The organism is Pseudarthrobacter oxydans (assembly GCF_034258515.1).
GTDB lineage: Bacteria > Actinomycetota > Actinomycetes > Actinomycetales > Micrococcaceae > Arthrobacter.
Genome location: NZ_CP139438.1, coordinates 3258863 through 3273005, shown reverse-complemented (window position 1 = coordinate 3273005; position 14143 = coordinate 3258863). Strand labels below are relative to the sequence as shown.

General features: G+C 68.3%; 12 protein-coding genes and 1 pseudogene. 9 read left to right on the top strand and 4 right to left on the bottom strand.

All coding sequences use genetic code 11. From position 1 onward, the window contains the following. On the bottom strand, positions 1-423 hold the full coding sequence (locus tag SMD14_RS14925; protein ID WP_321214125.1) for an ester cyclase: 423 nt from the start codon (positions 421-423) through the stop codon (positions 1-3). Positions 424-615: 192 nt separating this feature from the next. Here SMD14_RS14925 and SMD14_RS14920 point away from each other — a divergent pair, with 192 nt between their 5' ends. After that, on the top strand, positions 616-2310 hold the full coding sequence (locus tag SMD14_RS14920; RefSeq protein ID WP_321214124.1) for a LuxR C-terminal-related transcriptional regulator: 1695 nt from the start codon (positions 616-618) through the stop codon (positions 2308-2310). A 65-nt stretch (positions 2311-2375) separates the two neighbouring features. On the opposite strand, the gene SMD14_RS14915 is transcribed toward SMD14_RS14920, so the two are convergent. Together SMD14_RS14915 and SMD14_RS14910 are read right to left on the bottom strand one after the other, a co-directional pair. Further along, positions 2376-3893, bottom strand: coding sequence for a multicopper oxidase family protein (locus SMD14_RS14915; protein WP_321214123.1), 1518 nt, complete (start codon positions 3891-3893; stop codon positions 2376-2378). Continuing rightward, the gene (locus SMD14_RS14910; RefSeq protein WP_321214122.1) at positions 3877-4347 is read right to left on the bottom strand and encodes a hypothetical protein; all 471 of its coding nucleotides are present in this window, start codon (positions 4345-4347) and stop codon (positions 3877-3879) included. Before SMD14_RS14910 ends, SMD14_RS14915 begins: the two co-directional genes overlap by 17 nt. Before the next feature lie 175 nt (positions 4348-4522). Between SMD14_RS14910 and SMD14_RS14905 the strand changes: the two genes are divergently transcribed. Together SMD14_RS14905 and SMD14_RS14900 are read left to right on the top strand one after the other, a co-directional pair. Beyond that, positions 4523-6574 carry a GAF domain-containing sensor histidine kinase gene (locus SMD14_RS14905; protein WP_321214121.1) on the top strand — a complete coding sequence of 684 codons (2052 nt, stop codon included), beginning with the start codon at positions 4523-4525 and terminating at the stop codon, positions 6572-6574. Next, positions 6567-7262 carry a response regulator transcription factor gene (locus SMD14_RS14900; RefSeq protein WP_321214120.1) on the top strand — a complete coding sequence of 232 codons (696 nt, stop codon included), beginning with the start codon at positions 6567-6569 and terminating at the stop codon, positions 7260-7262. The genes SMD14_RS14905 and SMD14_RS14900 overlap by 8 nt, the downstream gene beginning before the upstream one ends. Here SMD14_RS14900 and SMD14_RS14895 read toward each other — a convergent pair. After that, complete coding sequence (locus SMD14_RS14895; protein ID WP_321214119.1) at positions 7259-8242, bottom strand: 3-methyladenine DNA glycosylase; 984 nt, start codon at positions 8240-8242, stop codon at positions 7259-7261. The two genes, SMD14_RS14900 and SMD14_RS14895, sit on opposite strands and share 4 nt — an antisense overlap. A gap of 163 nt (positions 8243-8405) precedes the next feature. Here SMD14_RS14895 and SMD14_RS14890 point away from each other — a divergent pair, with 163 nt between their 5' ends. From SMD14_RS14890 to SMD14_RS14865, 6 genes and pseudogenes are all read left to right on the top strand, one after another. Continuing rightward, a complete protein-coding gene (locus SMD14_RS14890; RefSeq protein ID WP_157243009.1) occupies positions 8406-8813 on the top strand; it encodes a VOC family protein in 408 nt (135 codons plus the stop codon). Positions 8814-8849: 36 nt separating this feature from the next. After that, positions 8850-10235: a cystathionine beta-synthase gene (locus tag SMD14_RS14885; protein WP_321214118.1), complete on the top strand. Its 1386-nt coding sequence runs from the start codon at positions 8850-8852 to the stop codon at positions 10233-10235. Between the two features lie 39 nt (positions 10236-10274). Then, entirely contained in the window at positions 10275-11438 is a 1164-nt protein-coding gene (locus SMD14_RS14880; protein WP_321214117.1) for a cystathionine gamma-synthase, read from the top strand. 49 nt (positions 11439-11487) lie between these two features. Continuing rightward, on the top strand, positions 11488-11979 hold the full coding sequence (locus SMD14_RS14875; protein ID WP_157241566.1) for a helix-turn-helix domain-containing protein: 492 nt from the start codon (positions 11488-11490) through the stop codon (positions 11977-11979). Then, entirely contained in the window at positions 11976-13283 is a 1308-nt protein-coding gene (locus SMD14_RS14870) for an MFS transporter (RefSeq protein WP_321214116.1), read from the top strand. Before SMD14_RS14875 ends, SMD14_RS14870 begins: the two co-directional genes overlap by 4 nt. Positions 13284-13317: 34 nt before the next feature. After that, positions 13318-14087: pseudogene (locus tag SMD14_RS14865) on the top strand (SDR family oxidoreductase). The last annotated feature ends 56 nt before the right edge of the window (positions 14088-14143 follow it).

Here is a 14143-nt window from a genome sequence, read left to right as displayed (position 1 = left end):
TCAGGTTGCAGGTCCCAGTCCCAGCTGTGCCAACAGGCCGGCAATATCGTAGTAGCGGCGTTCTTCGGACACTTCCCCGTCGGCGTTGGACTTCGAGAAGACGGCGACGCCGTTTTCGATGGACTTGCCGGTGGCCGGAATCTCACCGCCCGGCGATGCCAGCGGCCCCTGGTGCGTGCCCCGCAGGGTGTATTCGGCTGCGAAGGTTTCACCGCCCTGGAGCACGGGCCCCATGGTCAGGCGGGCGTCGGGGAACGCCCGAAGGAGTTCCACCATGTCCTGCTCGATGGCGTCCCGTCCTTTGAGCGGCTCTGGGTAAAGCGGGTCATGGACTACCGCGTCCGCTGCATAGGTCCCGGCAAAGGCCTTCGCATCATGGGCGTTGACGGCCTCCATTGCCCTGGCGAATGCGTCTGCGCTCATCGTTTGCTCCTTACTCCGATCTGTTGTCCGTGGGTCGGGACAATTTCAGCTTGCCCGGATCAGGGGGCCGGCGGATCGGTCAACTGGCCCATTTTTGGCTCACACGGGCGGCCCCGTTCCTGCGGGGTTGATGCCTGCCCACCCCATGCTCCGGGCCTAGGGAACAGACGGGGCAAGTGCTGTAATTGAAGCGTGGCGCTGAAGGATGTAACAGCGAGAGGCTACGCGGCACTGGAAGCCGGGCGGTGGGCCGATGCGCGGGCAGCGTTCGAGGAGCTTCTCTCCGGAACGGGATCGGCAGCCGCGCTGGCAGGCTTGGGTGATGCCCTCTTTTTTCTCGGCGAACTCGGTGAAAGCGTCCGCTGCCGTGAGCGCGCTTACGCCGCCAGCCGCCGCGCGGGAAATGCGGCTGAAGCGATCGACTCCGCCGTATGGCTGTGTCTTGTCTATGCGATGTCCCTTGGCAACGACGCGGCGGCAAGGGGATGGCTGGCGCGGGCAGAGAGCATGGCCGGGCCCGACGACGGGCTATCGCTCGCCTGGGTGGATTACTGTGCGGCGCTGCTGTCCACTGACACCCGCCGGTGCCGCGATCTGCTCGAGCGCGCATTGGCCACGTCGAATGAGTTGGGTGACCCGGACCTGGCGGTGTGTGCACTCGCGGAGCGCGGAGTCGCCCTGGTCAAGGAAGGGGAGATCCAGGCCGGGCTTCGCTGCGTGGACGAGGCGATGGCGAGCGCCCTGGGCGGCGACGGGACCACGTTCCACACGGTAGTCATGGCGAGCTGTTCGATGCTGACGGTCTGCGACCTGCTCAGCGACCTCAGGCGGGCTACCCAGTGGTCGCAGGCCGCAGACGACTGCATGCAGACCCACGGCTGCCCCTTCCTTTATGTCCAGTGCCGCGTGGTTCACGGGCGCGTTCTCCTGCTGACGGGCCATTGGGCCGAGGCGGAGGAAGAACTGCGGCGCGCGGCGGCGACCAGCAGGGAAGTTTTCCCCGGCATGTACCACCGGGCCATCGCGAGCCTCGCCGAGCTTCGCCTGCGCCAGGGACGTTTCGAGGAAGCGGAAGCCTTGATTGAGGGCATCGGCGCCCCGGCGCAGACCAGCCTGGTTGCGGCCGGCCTGGCGCTCGCGAGGAACGAACCGGCCGCCGCCGTTACCTTGGCGGAACGTTGGCTGCGTTCGGACCACGGCAGCATCGACGGCGTTGGCCCGCAGCTGCCCGCCGGCGCGCAGCGGTCCTCCCTGGAAGCGGCCGCTGCACTCGGCCTGCTCGTGGAAGCGCAGCTGGCGGCAGGCAGGCCCGCCGCCGCAGCGGCTGTTGCCGAGCAGCTCGCCGGGTTGGATGCCGGTGCCGGGGAAGTGCGGCTGGTTTCCGCCCATGCCGCCCTGGCCAGGGGGAAGGTTGCGGCGGCGGAGGGCCGGCCGGGCCCGGCCACGGACTGTTTTGAAGCTGCCCTTGACTGGTTCGGGCAACTGGAGCTTCCGCTGGAAACCGCGCGGACGCGGCTTGAACTCGCCCGTGTCCTGGCCCATGGCCAGTCTTCGCTCGCCATTTCCGAAGCGCGTGCCGCGCTCTCCACACTGGACAGGCTGGGAGCATCCCATGACGCCGATATGGCTGCGGCACTGCTGCGGTCCTGGGGCGCCGGGGGCAGGTCCGTTCCCCGCGAAGCCGGCGTCCTCACCCGGCGCGAGCAGGAAATCCTCGGCCTGCTGGTTATGGGGTATTCAAATCAGGAAATTGCCGGCCAGCTCTTCATCAGCCGCAAGACGGTGGCCCACCACGTAAGCAGCGTGCTGGAGAAGCTGGGCCTTCGCAACCGCGCTGAGGCCGCGGCCTATGCCGCCCGGCTGGCGCCCTCCGGATACACGCGCTGAGCGTGTTCCCCGTGCAAGGTTCTCCGCTGCTTTGACGTCCGCGAAAGCTTCCCGATGACCTTCCTTTACTCCGGCGCGTTGCCCGCGGGGCCGTTGATGGTGAACGGCGTGGCAACTCCTTCGTACATGAGATGGGCAACGAGGCCGTCCGTGGCATGGCTGAGCGTGTGGCAGTGGTCGCTCCAGATGCCGGGATTGTTTGCCACAAACGCGATCTCGTAGGACTCTCCGGGGTGGACGTCGAGGGAATCGACCCACCATGGGCTGCCTGACGCGGGGACCCCATTCCGCGTGAGAACGACCACGTGATGGCCGTGCAGGTGCATCGGATGCACCTCTCCGGTTTCGTTGACAATGCGCATCGCGACGACGTCGCCCTCGCGTACGTGGAACATCGGGACGTTGGGGAACTGCTGCCCGTTGATTGTCCAGAAGTTGCCGGGGCGCCCGTCGATGACCCCATAGCGCCGTCCAATTACGTAATCGAAGGTCCGGTCCGGAGACTCCGGGTCGAAAGTGGGTGCGGCCGCGGCACCGTACGCCAGGAGGTCCAGCGTCTCTCCGGGTTGCCGGGCCGGCGGCACGATGGCTGCCGGGTCACCCACGGAGACGCTGCGGGCCCCGCCGGCATGCAGCCGCGCCGAACCCCGCGCTGGCGCCTGCACCAGGACATCCACGCGCCCGCCCGCGGGCACCAGGACTGTCCGGCCCTCGACGGGTCCCGGGGCGTTCACCTCGTGCCCGTCGATCGCCGCGACCCGGAAGGGAGCAGCGGACCAGACGGCGGCAGTGCCCTGGTCCGTGTTGATGACGCGGATGCGCACGGTTGAGCGGGGGCCGGCCGGAACGTGTTGGTCCTGCGCCCGCCCGTTGAGGGTATGTTGGCCGCCGTAGACATGCAGCAGGGCGACGGCGTCTGCGCCGGGGCCGGCGTCGCCGCCCCCGGCCGCCGGACTTGCCGCCGGCAACGCAGGGTCGATGACAACCGCCCCGAGCAGCCCCCGCTCCACCTGCTCATGGGATACCTGATGGGAGTGGTACCAGTACGTGCCGGCGTCGTCCGCGATGAAGCGGTAAGTGTGGCGGCCTCCGACGGGGACCGCGTCCTGGGTGATGCCGGCCACGCCGTCCGCCGCGTTCGGTACGTTGATGCCATGCCAGTGCAGGGTGGCACCCGCCGCCACGGACTCGTTGACCAACACCGCCTCGACCAGGTCGCCCTGCCGGGCGCGGACCGTCGGTCCGGGCGAGGTGCCGTTCACTGTGTACCCCTCCACCGCACGTCCGCCCGGGACGTTGATCGTCTGCGAACGGGCGACGAGCTCAACGCGCACATCCGGACGCCGGAGCGGGTCCGCCACCAGGTCCGTGACCATGACGGCGGCACCGGCAGTTACGGCGCCGGTGCCCGTCCCCGCCGCACCGACCGCGGCCTGGATATGGCCGCTGTGCCCGCCGCCCATATCCATGACGGAGTACTCACCGAGCAGTGTGGAGCTCCACGCGAGCGCGCCGAGGCTCAATGCCGCAGCGGCCGCAACGCCCGCGGCAACGCGACGGACCAGGTCATGTGGCGACGGCATCGGAAGAAGCACGTTCATTGGAGCGGCCCAAGGCGGGCCGGCCGACCCGCAGCGCCGCATACACGGCAGTGAGCAGCACAGCCAGCGCGTTCGCCCCATGGATCAGGCCGAGATAGGGCATGTCCGTGATCGAGTACCCGAGGGTGATCTGCAATGCCACAACGCCGAGCACGATTGCCGCCCACAGGCGTGCACCGCGGACCTTGACAAAGAATGCGACCACGAGAAGCGCCAGGGCGGCCACAGGTATTACCATCCCGCCCACGATTCCGTGGATGGGGAAACCGAGGTCACCGGTAAAAGTCGCCTGGCGGCTTTCCACGAGTGCTTTGTCGAGGACGCCGCCGCCCTGGATGTAGTGCGCCACCCCGCCCAGGGCGAACGCGATGGAAGCGGCCTGGACTGCGACGCCGAAGGCCACGACCAAGGCGATGATCGAGTAGGTCCTGCGCATAATGTCCTCCTTATGATGCAGATGCCGTTCGGGGCATCCGCCTTGGATCTGACGTTAGGCGTGCGCACGGGAGGGGTGGAACGGGGGAGACCGCAGGGGGTAGGGAGGCCAGCCCCGGGGGAGGACGGGGCGGAGCCCCCTCCCGGGAACGGGGCAGGAGGCGGATCATGGAACTGTGCTCCGACGATGGGGATTGCTTGCCACGCTGGCGCCGATTGGGTCGGCGGCGCTGCTGTACGTCGTCCTCGTTCGCGGATTCATTGATTCGACGGCGAGCCATGCCCTGGCATGGCCGTTGCTCGGCGTGCTCCCAACGTTTGTTTTCGGCATCTGGCTGCTCACGGTGTCGTCATCCCGGTCCGCAGTCTTCATTGCCGCGGCGTCCACCGCCATGGCAGTTGGCTCGGCGACTGAGACCCTCGTGCTCCGGAACGCGGGGTGGATCCAGGAGCCATGGTTCCCGTTCTTCAACATGCTCGGAGTGACTGCGGACGCCGTCGCCACAGCTGGTTTCCTGACCATGTTCGCCACCTACCCCACCGGAACCCTGGAGCGGACGTGGCAACGCATCGCCGTGGCGTTCCTCTGGGTACCGGTGATGGTGGGACCGCTGACCCTGCTGACCACCCCGCACCTGGTCCTGCAGCCATACATCGGCATAAGGGGAGAATCCTTCCCGAACCCGTATGTTGTGCCGTGGCTGGAGTGGGCCGCACCCGCGGTGAACTACTTCCTGGTCCAACCCACGCTGAGCGTGCTGCTCGGGCTGGGGCTGTTCTACTCACGAGTGCTCTTCGGCGACGCCGAGGCCCGTGCACGGATGCGGGTAGTGACGTGGGTGGTTACCGGGTCCCTGGCGAGCTTCATGCTGTGGTCCACCGTCCCGCCGCCCTGGGACGCCGCCGTCGCCGTTGCGGTCCTCGTTTCGCTGATCGCCATTCCCCTGGCAGCCATCCACGGCATCTTCCGCTACGGAGCTTTCGACATCGCACCGGATGACCGCGGGCACCTCGTGGCACGGTCATCCAACCTCCTCATCACGGTTCTCTACGCGATAGGCACCGCGACGCCGGCAGTGTTGCTCGCGGACCGCCTGACCGTGATTGGGGCTGTCCTGCTGACCACCGGCTTCGCCATCTGCCTGCTTCCGTTGCGGGGGTGGCTGCGGAACTGGATCCACCGCGCCGTCTTTGGCGACCGGGACCGCCAGTTGGCCCTTCTGAGCCAGCTGGGCCGCCAGTTGGACCAGGCCGTTGACCCCAGCGAGCTGCTTACCAGGCTGACTGAAGCGGTGCGCTACGGCCTTGACGCCACCTGGGTGCGGATAAGGTTGGCAGGGCCCGACGGCGGGCTGGCCGATTCCCCTGCCGGCGTGGCCGGGGACGTGGCGGGGGAGCCAGTGGCCTCCTCCGTCCTGGCGCGATCCGATGAGGTCCTGGGGCTGATCGAAATTGGCCCGCGCAGGCGCGGGGACTACAGCGACGCCGAACGGGCCCTGCTCCGCACGGTGGCCGGGCAGGCCGCCGCGTCCGTGGCCAACGTGCGGCTCAGCACCCAACTCGCCCAGCAGCTCAAGGACCTGACGGCGTCGCGGGAGCGGCTCGTCGCGGCGCAGGACGACGAACGCAAGCGCCTGGAGCGGGACCTGCATGACGGGATCCAGCAGAACGTGGTTGCCCAGATCGCCGGGCTTCGGCTGGCCCGCAACCGGCTGCAGCGGGGCGAGCTTACCGCCGACCAACTGGCTGAACTTCAGGACCAGGCCAGGGAAACGCTCACCGACCTCCGGGAACTCGCGCATGGTATCCACCCGCCCGTGTTGAGCGATAACGGCCTGGTGGCTGCCATCGAGTCCAGCGCGGCGAGGTTTCCAATTCCGCTGACTGTCGAAGCCGACGACGGCGTCCGCGCCGAGCGTTTCCCCGAGGACGTGGAGACGACTGCCTACTACGTTGTGCGGGAAGCGCTCGCGAACACCGCGAAGCACGCGCATGCCACCCTCGCTTCGGTAGGGCTGGCAAGGAAGGACGGGCATCTGCGGATTGCGATCACCGACGACGGGTGCGGCATGGGCGCCCTCACGCCCGCATCCCGCGGCGGACTGGCCAATATCCGGGACCGCGTGGCGGCGCTGCGGGGGACGGTGGACGTTTCGGGCCACGACCCGTCCGGCACCACCGTGCTGGTTGACCTCCCTGTGGAGCGGGGGGAGCACCGCGGTGGATGAGCGGGGTGTGCTGCGGGTGGTCATCGCCGAGGATAACTACCTCGTCCGCGAGGGGATCCGCCGCCTGCTGGAGGACTCCGGCGAAATCGACGTGGTGGCCTGCACGGGCAACGCAACGGAGCTGCTCGACGCCGTGCGCCGTTTCTCCCCGGATGCGGTGCTCACTGATATCAGGATGCCGCCCAGCCATCATATGGAGGGCATCGAAGCTGCCCGTGCGATCCGCGCCGCGCACCCGGACACCGGCGTGGTGGTGCTGTCACAGCACGCAGACCAGAGCTACGCGCTCGCGCTTTTTGCCGACGGCTCGGCAGGCCTGGGCTACCTGCTGAAGGACCGCATCGGCGACCTGGAAGACCTGGTGCACGCCCTCCGGGAAGTGCGGGAGGGCGGTTCGGTCATTGATCCGCAGATCGTGGACACGCTGGTGCGCCGCCGCAGCGCCGGAGCGGCGAACCCGCTCGCCGAGCTGTCGCCCCGGGAGCTGGATGTGCTGCGGGAGATGGCGCAGGGGCGGACCAACGCCGGCATTGAGCAGTCGCTCTACCTCTCCTCATCCACCGTGGAGAAGCACGTCAATTCGATCTTCACGAAGCTCCGTCTTCCCGCGACGGGCGTGCACCGCCGGGTGGCCGCAGTGCTGGCCTTCCTGCAGAGCGACGGGCGGCCCGGCAGCATGGAACCTTAGTGCCGGCGGTGGTCCTGGATGGTCATCCGGGGGCCGAACGTCGGTTTGCGGAAGCCGCTGGCCTGGATCATCCGCACCACGCGCTGGCGGTGCCCCCGCCATGGTTCCAGCAGCCGGAGCATGCCGGCGTCGTCCGTCCGGCTGCCGGTCAACGCCGCGCCCACGTAGGCAGCCAGGTGGTAGTCACCCACCGAGACCGAGTCCGGGCAGCCGTGGGTGCGCTGCACCACCTCGGCCGCTGTCCACACGCCGATCCCCGGGATTACCTGCAGCTTTTCGGCGGCCTCCAGCGCCGGCAGCGCGGCCAGCCGTTCAATTGCGACGGCGGAACGCAGCGCCCGCATGACGGTGGCCGAACGTTGCGGCCCCACGCCCGCCCGATGCCACTCCCAGCTGGGGACCTGCAGCCATTGGCCGGCGGTGGGAGCCAGCACCAGGCCGGCCGGAGCCAGCGCGCCGGCCTGGGGAGCGGGGGAGCCGTAGCGATGCAGAAGGTAGCGGTAGGCCCGGCGGGCCTCGATCACCGTCACTTTCTGTTCAAGGATGATCGGGACGAGCTGGTCCACCATGCGGCCGCTGGCGGGAAGCCGGACGTCGCGGCTTCGCCGCCGCGCCTCACGGACCATGCCGGGGAGGGTGGCATGGAAGGAGGGCTCGTCAAACGCCGACCAGTCGTCATCCCCGCCCAGGAGCCGCGGCACTGCCCGCACGGCCGCCGCGGCGCCCGTGCCCCAGGCCTGGACGTCCACGCAGTGCTCCAGGCCCGGGCCGCCGGCGGAGCTGAACCTCACGGCGGCCGGGCCGTCCGTCGTCGTAAACGCATTCCAGATGACGTTTCCCTGGACACTGAAGGACGGATCGCTGTTGCCGCGCAGGAGCGGACTGAGGGTCCGGGCAAGGTGGTAAGGGCCGCCCGGATACCACCGGACAGAGGCGTCCGCCGCGGCTGCCAGCCGGGCGGGAACCTCTGCAATCGTCATACAGCCATCGTCCCACGGCCCAGCGACAACAGGCGGCCGCCACCATCTTTGGCAACCGGACGCACCTGCCAAAGGCCCCTTATCCAGCCGGCATTCCGGGTCTAGAATCCCAGGTGTGGCGCGGGGCATCCGCGCCTTACCTTCGAGATTCCAGGTGAGCGCAATGGGTGGAGTGGTGCATTTCGAGATCCCCGCTGACGATCAGGAGCGGGCCAGAAAGTTCTACCGGGAGGCCCTTGGTTGGCGAATCGACGCCGTCCCGGGAATGGACTACAACATGGTCATCACCACGCCGATGGACGAGGCGACCGGCCAGCCCACGGAAGCGGGCGCCATCAACGGCGGCATGATGGCCCGGGAGGGTGAAATCACCAGTCCCGTCATCACGGTGGACGTTCCGGACATTGACGCCACCCTCAAGACCGTGGAGCGGCTGGGCGGATCGGTCGTGATGCCCAAGAACGAGATCCCCGGAATGGGCTACTTCGCCTACTTCAAGGACTCCGAGAACAACATCATGGGCCTCTGGGAGAACCTGCCACCGGACCAGCAGGCCGAGGCTGCCGGGTAACGGCATGCATGCGGGGGAAGCGGTAGCTTTGTACACATGAAGTACGCCCAGTCCATCCTGGACCTCATCGGCAATACCCCGCTCATCAAGCTCAACCACGTGACAGAAAGCATCAAGGCCACTGTCCTGGTCAAACTCGAGTACCTGAACCCTGGCGGTTCCATCAAGGACCGCATCGCGGCGAAGATGATCGAGGACGCCGAGCGGGAAGGCAAGCTGCAGCCCGGCGGCACCATCGTGGAGCCAACTTCCGGAAATACCGGAGTAGGCCTGGCCCTCGTGGCCCAGCAGAAGGGCTACAAGTGCATCTTTGTGGTCCCGGACAAGGTGGGCGAGGACAAGCGTGCCGTCCTGCAGGCCTACGGCGCCGAGGTTGTGGTGACGCCAACTGCCGTCCCGCCCGACAGCCCGCAGAGCTACTACGGTGTTTCGGACCGGATCGTCCGGGAGACCCCCGGTGCATACAAGCCGGACCAGTTCTCCAACCCCGCCGCTCCCGGCAGCCACTACCAGACCACCGGGCCGGAGATCTGGCGGGATACGGACGGCAAGGTCACCCACTGCGTGATCGGCGCCGGCACCGGCGGCACCATCACCGGCACGGGCCGCTACCTCAAGGAGGTCTCGGCTGACAGGCCGGCGTCCGACGGCGGCGTGGTCCGGATCATCGGCGCGGACCCGGAAGGTTCGGTCTACTCCGGCGGCACCGGGCGTCCGTACTTCGTGGAGGGCGTGGGGGAGGACATGTGGCCCGCGAACTACGACAAGTCCGTGCCCGACCAGGTGATCGCCGTCAGCGACGCCGACTCCTTCGCCATGACCCGGCGGCTGGCCCGCGAGGAGGGCCTGCTGGTGGGCGGGTCCTCGGGCATGGCCGTCGTGGCCGCCCTGCAGGTGGCCCGGGACCTGCCCGAGTCCGCCGTCGTCGTCGTCATCCTTCCCGACTCCGGCCGCGGCTACCTCGCCAAGATCTTCAACGACCAGTGGATGCGCTCCTACGGCTTCCTGTCCGGCGGCGAGGAGACCTCCGTGGGTGAAGTCATCAGCTCCAAGAACGGCGAGCTGCCGGACCTGGTCCACATCCACCCGAACGAGTCCGTCCGCGATGTCATCAACATCATGAACGAGTTCGGCGTCAGCCATATCCCGGTCCTGTCCCAGGAGCCCCCGGTGGTCATGGGCGAGGTGCTGGGTGCTGTGGATGAGCGCACCCTCACGGCCAAGCTGTTCCGCGGCGAAGCCAAGCTCACGGACAAGATCTCCGAGCACATGGGCCCCAAGCTGCCCGTCATCGGCTCCCTGGAAACCATCTCCGCGGCGAGGGAACTGCTCTCGGACGTGGACACCGTCATGGTCACGTTCGTGGGTGCACCCGTGGGCATCCTCACCCGGCACGACCTCCTGGCCTACCTCAGCAACTGAACTGCTTCACCTGACCTGCGCCACCCGTAAAGGAGCACCATGTCCACCCCGCAAAACCAAGGTTTCAACACCCGCGCCGTGCACGCCGGCCAGGCTTTCGAGCCCCGCACCGGCGCGGTGGTGCCGCCGCTGCACTTCAGTTCCACCTACGCCCAGGACGGCATTGGCGGGCTGCGCGGGGGCTATGAGTACGGCCGCGGCGGCAACCCCACCCGCGACGCCCTGCAGGAACAGCTGGCGGCGCTGGAGGGGGGCACGCACGCCTACAGCTTCAGTTCCGGGCTGGCAGCGGAGGACTCGCTGATCCGTGCCCTGGCCCGGCCCGGGGACCACATCGTGCTCGGCAACGACGCCTACGGAGGCACCTACCGGCTGATCAGCCGGGTCCTGGGCGGCTGGGGAATCGGCAATACGCCGGTGGACATGGCCAACCTGGACACCGTGCGCGGGGCGGTTACTGCGAACAAAGCCCGGATCCTCTGGGTGGAAACCCCCTCCAATCCGCTGATGAAGATTACCGACATCGCGGCGCTCGCAGAGATAGCGCACGACGCCGGTGCCCTCCTGGTGGTGGACAACACCTTCGCGTCGCCCTACCTGCAGACCCCGCTCGCCCTGGGTGCCGACGTCGTGGTCCACTCCACCACCAAGTACATCGGCGGCCACTCCGACGTCGTGGGTGGCGCCGTGGTGGTCAAGGACGCGGAACTGGCGGAGAAGATCGGCTTTGTGCAGTTCGCCGTGGGCGCCGTCTCCGGCCCCATGGACGCTTTCCTCACCACCCGGGGCCTGAAGACGCTCGGCGTGCGGATGGACCGCCACAGCCTTAACGGCCAGGCCGTGGCCGAGTGGCTGCTGGAACGTCCCGAGGTGGAGGCCGTCCTCTACCCGGGCCTGCCGTCCCACCCGGGCCACGAGCTCGCCAGGAAGCAGATGCGGAGCTTCGGCGGCATGGTCTCGGTGCAGTTCAATGGCGGTGAAGCAGCGGCCCGGAAGGTGGCGGAGTCCACGTCCGTGTTCACCCTCGCGGAATCCCTGGGCGGGATCGAGTCGCTCATGAACTACCCTTCCGAGATGACCCACGCTTCGGTCAAGGGCACCGAGCTCGCCGTTCCGGTGAACCTGCTCCGGCTGTCCTGCGGAATCGAGGATGTCGAGGACCTGGTGGCGGACCTGGAGCAGGCGTTCTCGGCCATCCCGTAAACCACGAAGGTGGCTGGCTTTCTTGAAGAAAGCCAGCTAAGTTTTCCCTATGCCTCTTCGATCCGACTGGTCCCAACGCAGCTGCAGCATGGCCCGCGGCCTTGACGTCCTGGGCGACCCCTGGAGCATCCTGGTGCTGCGCGAAGTCTTCTTCGGGAACGGCCGCTTCGACGCCATGAAAAGCCGGCTGGAAGTGGCGGACTCCGTGCTCACCAAGCGCCTGGCGGGCCTGGTTGAGTCCGGGCTGCTGGCCAGGAAGGCCTACGACGACGGCGGCCGCACACGCCAGGAGTACGTGCTCACCCCCAAGGGTGAGGACGCCCTCCCGGTCTTGAACGCCGTCACCATCTGGGCAGAAAAGCACCTGCCGGCGCCCTCGGACCAGGCGCATCTTTACGTGATCCACACCGGCTGCGGGAAACCCACCACCTCGGCGGACACCTGCACCGAATGCGGCGAACGGCTGACGGCGGCCAACACCAGCTGGCACAGCAGGGCCCGTTCAGCGGAACCGGTCCGGCTCGCCACGGCCGCCGCATGAGGGAAACCAACAGCCGCCGCCTGCACCCCGCGTGGATCGTGGCCGCCGTCGCCTTCCTTGCGCTGGTGGGAGCCGCCGGATTCCGCGCCGCCCCCGGTGTCCTGATGGTTCCGCTGCAGCAGGAGTTCGGCTGGTCCACCACGGTGTTGTCCGCGGCCGTGAGCATCAACCTCGTCCTGTTCGGGCTGACGGCACCGTTCGCGGCCGCGCTGATGGAGCGGTTCGGCGTCCGGGCAGTAACAGCCACCGCGCTGGTGTTGATCGGCACCGGCAGCGCCCTGACGGTGCTGGTGAACCAGTCCTGGCAGATCCTGCTGACCTGGGGCCTGCTCATCGGGCTTGGCACCGGATCCATGGCGCTGGTGTTCGCTGCCACGATTGCCAACACCTGGTTCGTCAGGAGCCGCGGGCTGGTGATCGGCATCCTTACCGCCGGCAGTGCGGCCGGCCAGCTGGTCTTCCTCCCGTTCATCGCCTTGCTGGCGCAGGATCCGGGCTGGCGCGAAGCATCATTGCTGATCGCTGCCGGAGCCCTGGCTGTGGTCCCGCTGGTGCTGAAGTTCCTCAAAAACTCGCCGGCCGACGTCGGGGTCCTTCCGTACGGCGAACCCGCGCTGGCAGGGGGAGTCCCCGCGCCGGAGCCTCCCTCGCACAGCGGCCCTCGCAGCAATGCCGCCGTGCGTGCCCTCCAGGTCCTCCGGCGGGCCAGCCGCGTCCGGACCTTCTGGGCCCTCGTGGCCGGTTTCGCGATCTGCGGCGCCACCACCAACGGGCTGATCGGCACCCACTTCATCCCCTCCGCCCACGACCACGGCATGGCCGAAGCCACCGCCGCCGGCCTGCTTGCCGTCGTCGGAATTTTCGACATTGTGGGCACCATCGCCTCCGGCTGGCTGACCGACCGGTTCAACCCCCGCATCCTGCTGGCCGTGTACTACCAGTTCCGGGGGATCGGCCTGCTGGTGCTGCCCCTCTTGCTGAGTGCCGAAGTCCAGCCGAGCATGATCGTCTTCGTCGTGATCTACGGGCTTGACTGGGTGGCCACCGTGCCGCCAACAGCAGCCATCTGCCGGGAAACGTTCGGCGCGGACGGCAGCGTGGTCTTCGGCTGGGTGTTCGCCGCACACCAGCTCGGCGCGGCCGCCGCCGCCCTGGGCGCCGGTGCCATCCGGGACGCCACCGGCCAGTACACCTACGCCTGGTTCGGCGCCGCCGCGATGTGCACCGTCGCGGCGGTCATCAGCGCCACCATCCGCAGGCACGCGGTCGCCCGCGAGCCCGCCCCGGCCGGAGCGCCCTCCTGACACCGCCCCGGGACGCCGCCGCTAGGCTGGTCCCATGGAGACCCCACCCGAAGTTCCCGTCCGAAACGTAGCCCTCGTGACGGGCGCGGGCCGCCTTGCCTCCATCGGCGCGGGTATTGCCCGGCAGCTGGCGGCGGAAGGCTGGGACCTGGTGCTGGCCTACTGGCAGGACTACGACGCCCGCATGCCGTGGGGAACTGAACCGGACGACGTCGTCCGCCTGACAGCCGAACTGGAAGCCATCGGAGCCCGGGTCCATACCCTGCCGGCGAACCTGGAGGACCCTGCCACGGCGGAGAAGCTGGTGGCTGACGCCGTTCAGCTCGCGGGCCCGCTGCACGGCATGGTGCTGAGCCACGCCGAGTCGGTCGATTCAGGAACCTGGATACCAGCCTTGAATCGTTCGAGCGGCACTTCGCCGTCAACACCCGTGCCAGCTGGCAGCTGATTGCCGCCTTCGCGCGGCAGGCAACGGACGACGGCGGCGCGATCGTTGCGCTGACCAGTGACCATACAGCGTTCAACCTGCCGTACGGCGCCTCGAAGGGTGCGCTGGACAGGATCGTGATTGCCGCCGCCCGGGAGCTTGGGCCGCTGGGCATTTCGGCGAACGTGCTGAACCCGGGGCCGGTGGACACCGGCTGGATGGACGACGCGGTCCGCTCGGCCGTCCTGTCCCGGCAGCCCACCGGCCGCCTCGGCACACCGGCCGACGTCGCCGGCACTGTGGCGTTCCTGCTCTCACCCGCCGGCCGCTGGGTCTCCGGCCAGCTCATCAAATCCGACGGCGGCTTCTCGGCATGACCCCTCTGCGCCCTTGGCCCAACTAGGTAGCGCTAAGTGTCGTTTTGACCCCTCAA

Bases quoted from the DNA above. Each gene is read 5' to 3' on its own strand.
- SMD14_RS14925 (WP_321214125.1), bottom strand. From the start codon at position 423: ATGAGCGCAGACGCATTCGCCAGGGCAATGGAGGCCGTCAACGCCCAT.
- SMD14_RS14915 (WP_321214123.1), bottom strand. From the start codon at position 3,893: ATGCCGTCGCCACATGACCTGGTCCGTCGCGTTGCCGCGGGCGTTGCG.
- SMD14_RS14910 (WP_321214122.1), bottom strand. From the start codon at position 4,347: ATGCGCAGGACCTACTCGATCATCGCCTTGGTCGTGGCCTTCGGCGTC.
- SMD14_RS14895 (WP_321214119.1), bottom strand. From the start codon at position 8,242: ATGACGATTGCAGAGGTTCCCGCCCGGCTGGCAGCCGCGGCGGACGCC.
- SMD14_RS14890 (WP_157243009.1), top strand. From the start codon at position 8,406: ATGGGTGGAGTGGTGCATTTCGAGATCCCCGCTGACGATCAGGAGCGG.
- SMD14_RS14885 (WP_321214118.1), top strand. From the start codon at position 8,850: ATGAAGTACGCCCAGTCCATCCTGGACCTCATCGGCAATACCCCGCTC.
- SMD14_RS14880 (WP_321214117.1), top strand. From the start codon at position 10,275: ATGTCCACCCCGCAAAACCAAGGTTTCAACACCCGCGCCGTGCACGCC.
- SMD14_RS14875 (WP_157241566.1), top strand. From the start codon at position 11,488: ATGCCTCTTCGATCCGACTGGTCCCAACGCAGCTGCAGCATGGCCCGC.
- SMD14_RS14870 (WP_321214116.1), top strand. From the start codon at position 11,976: ATGAGGGAAACCAACAGCCGCCGCCTGCACCCCGCGTGGATCGTGGCC.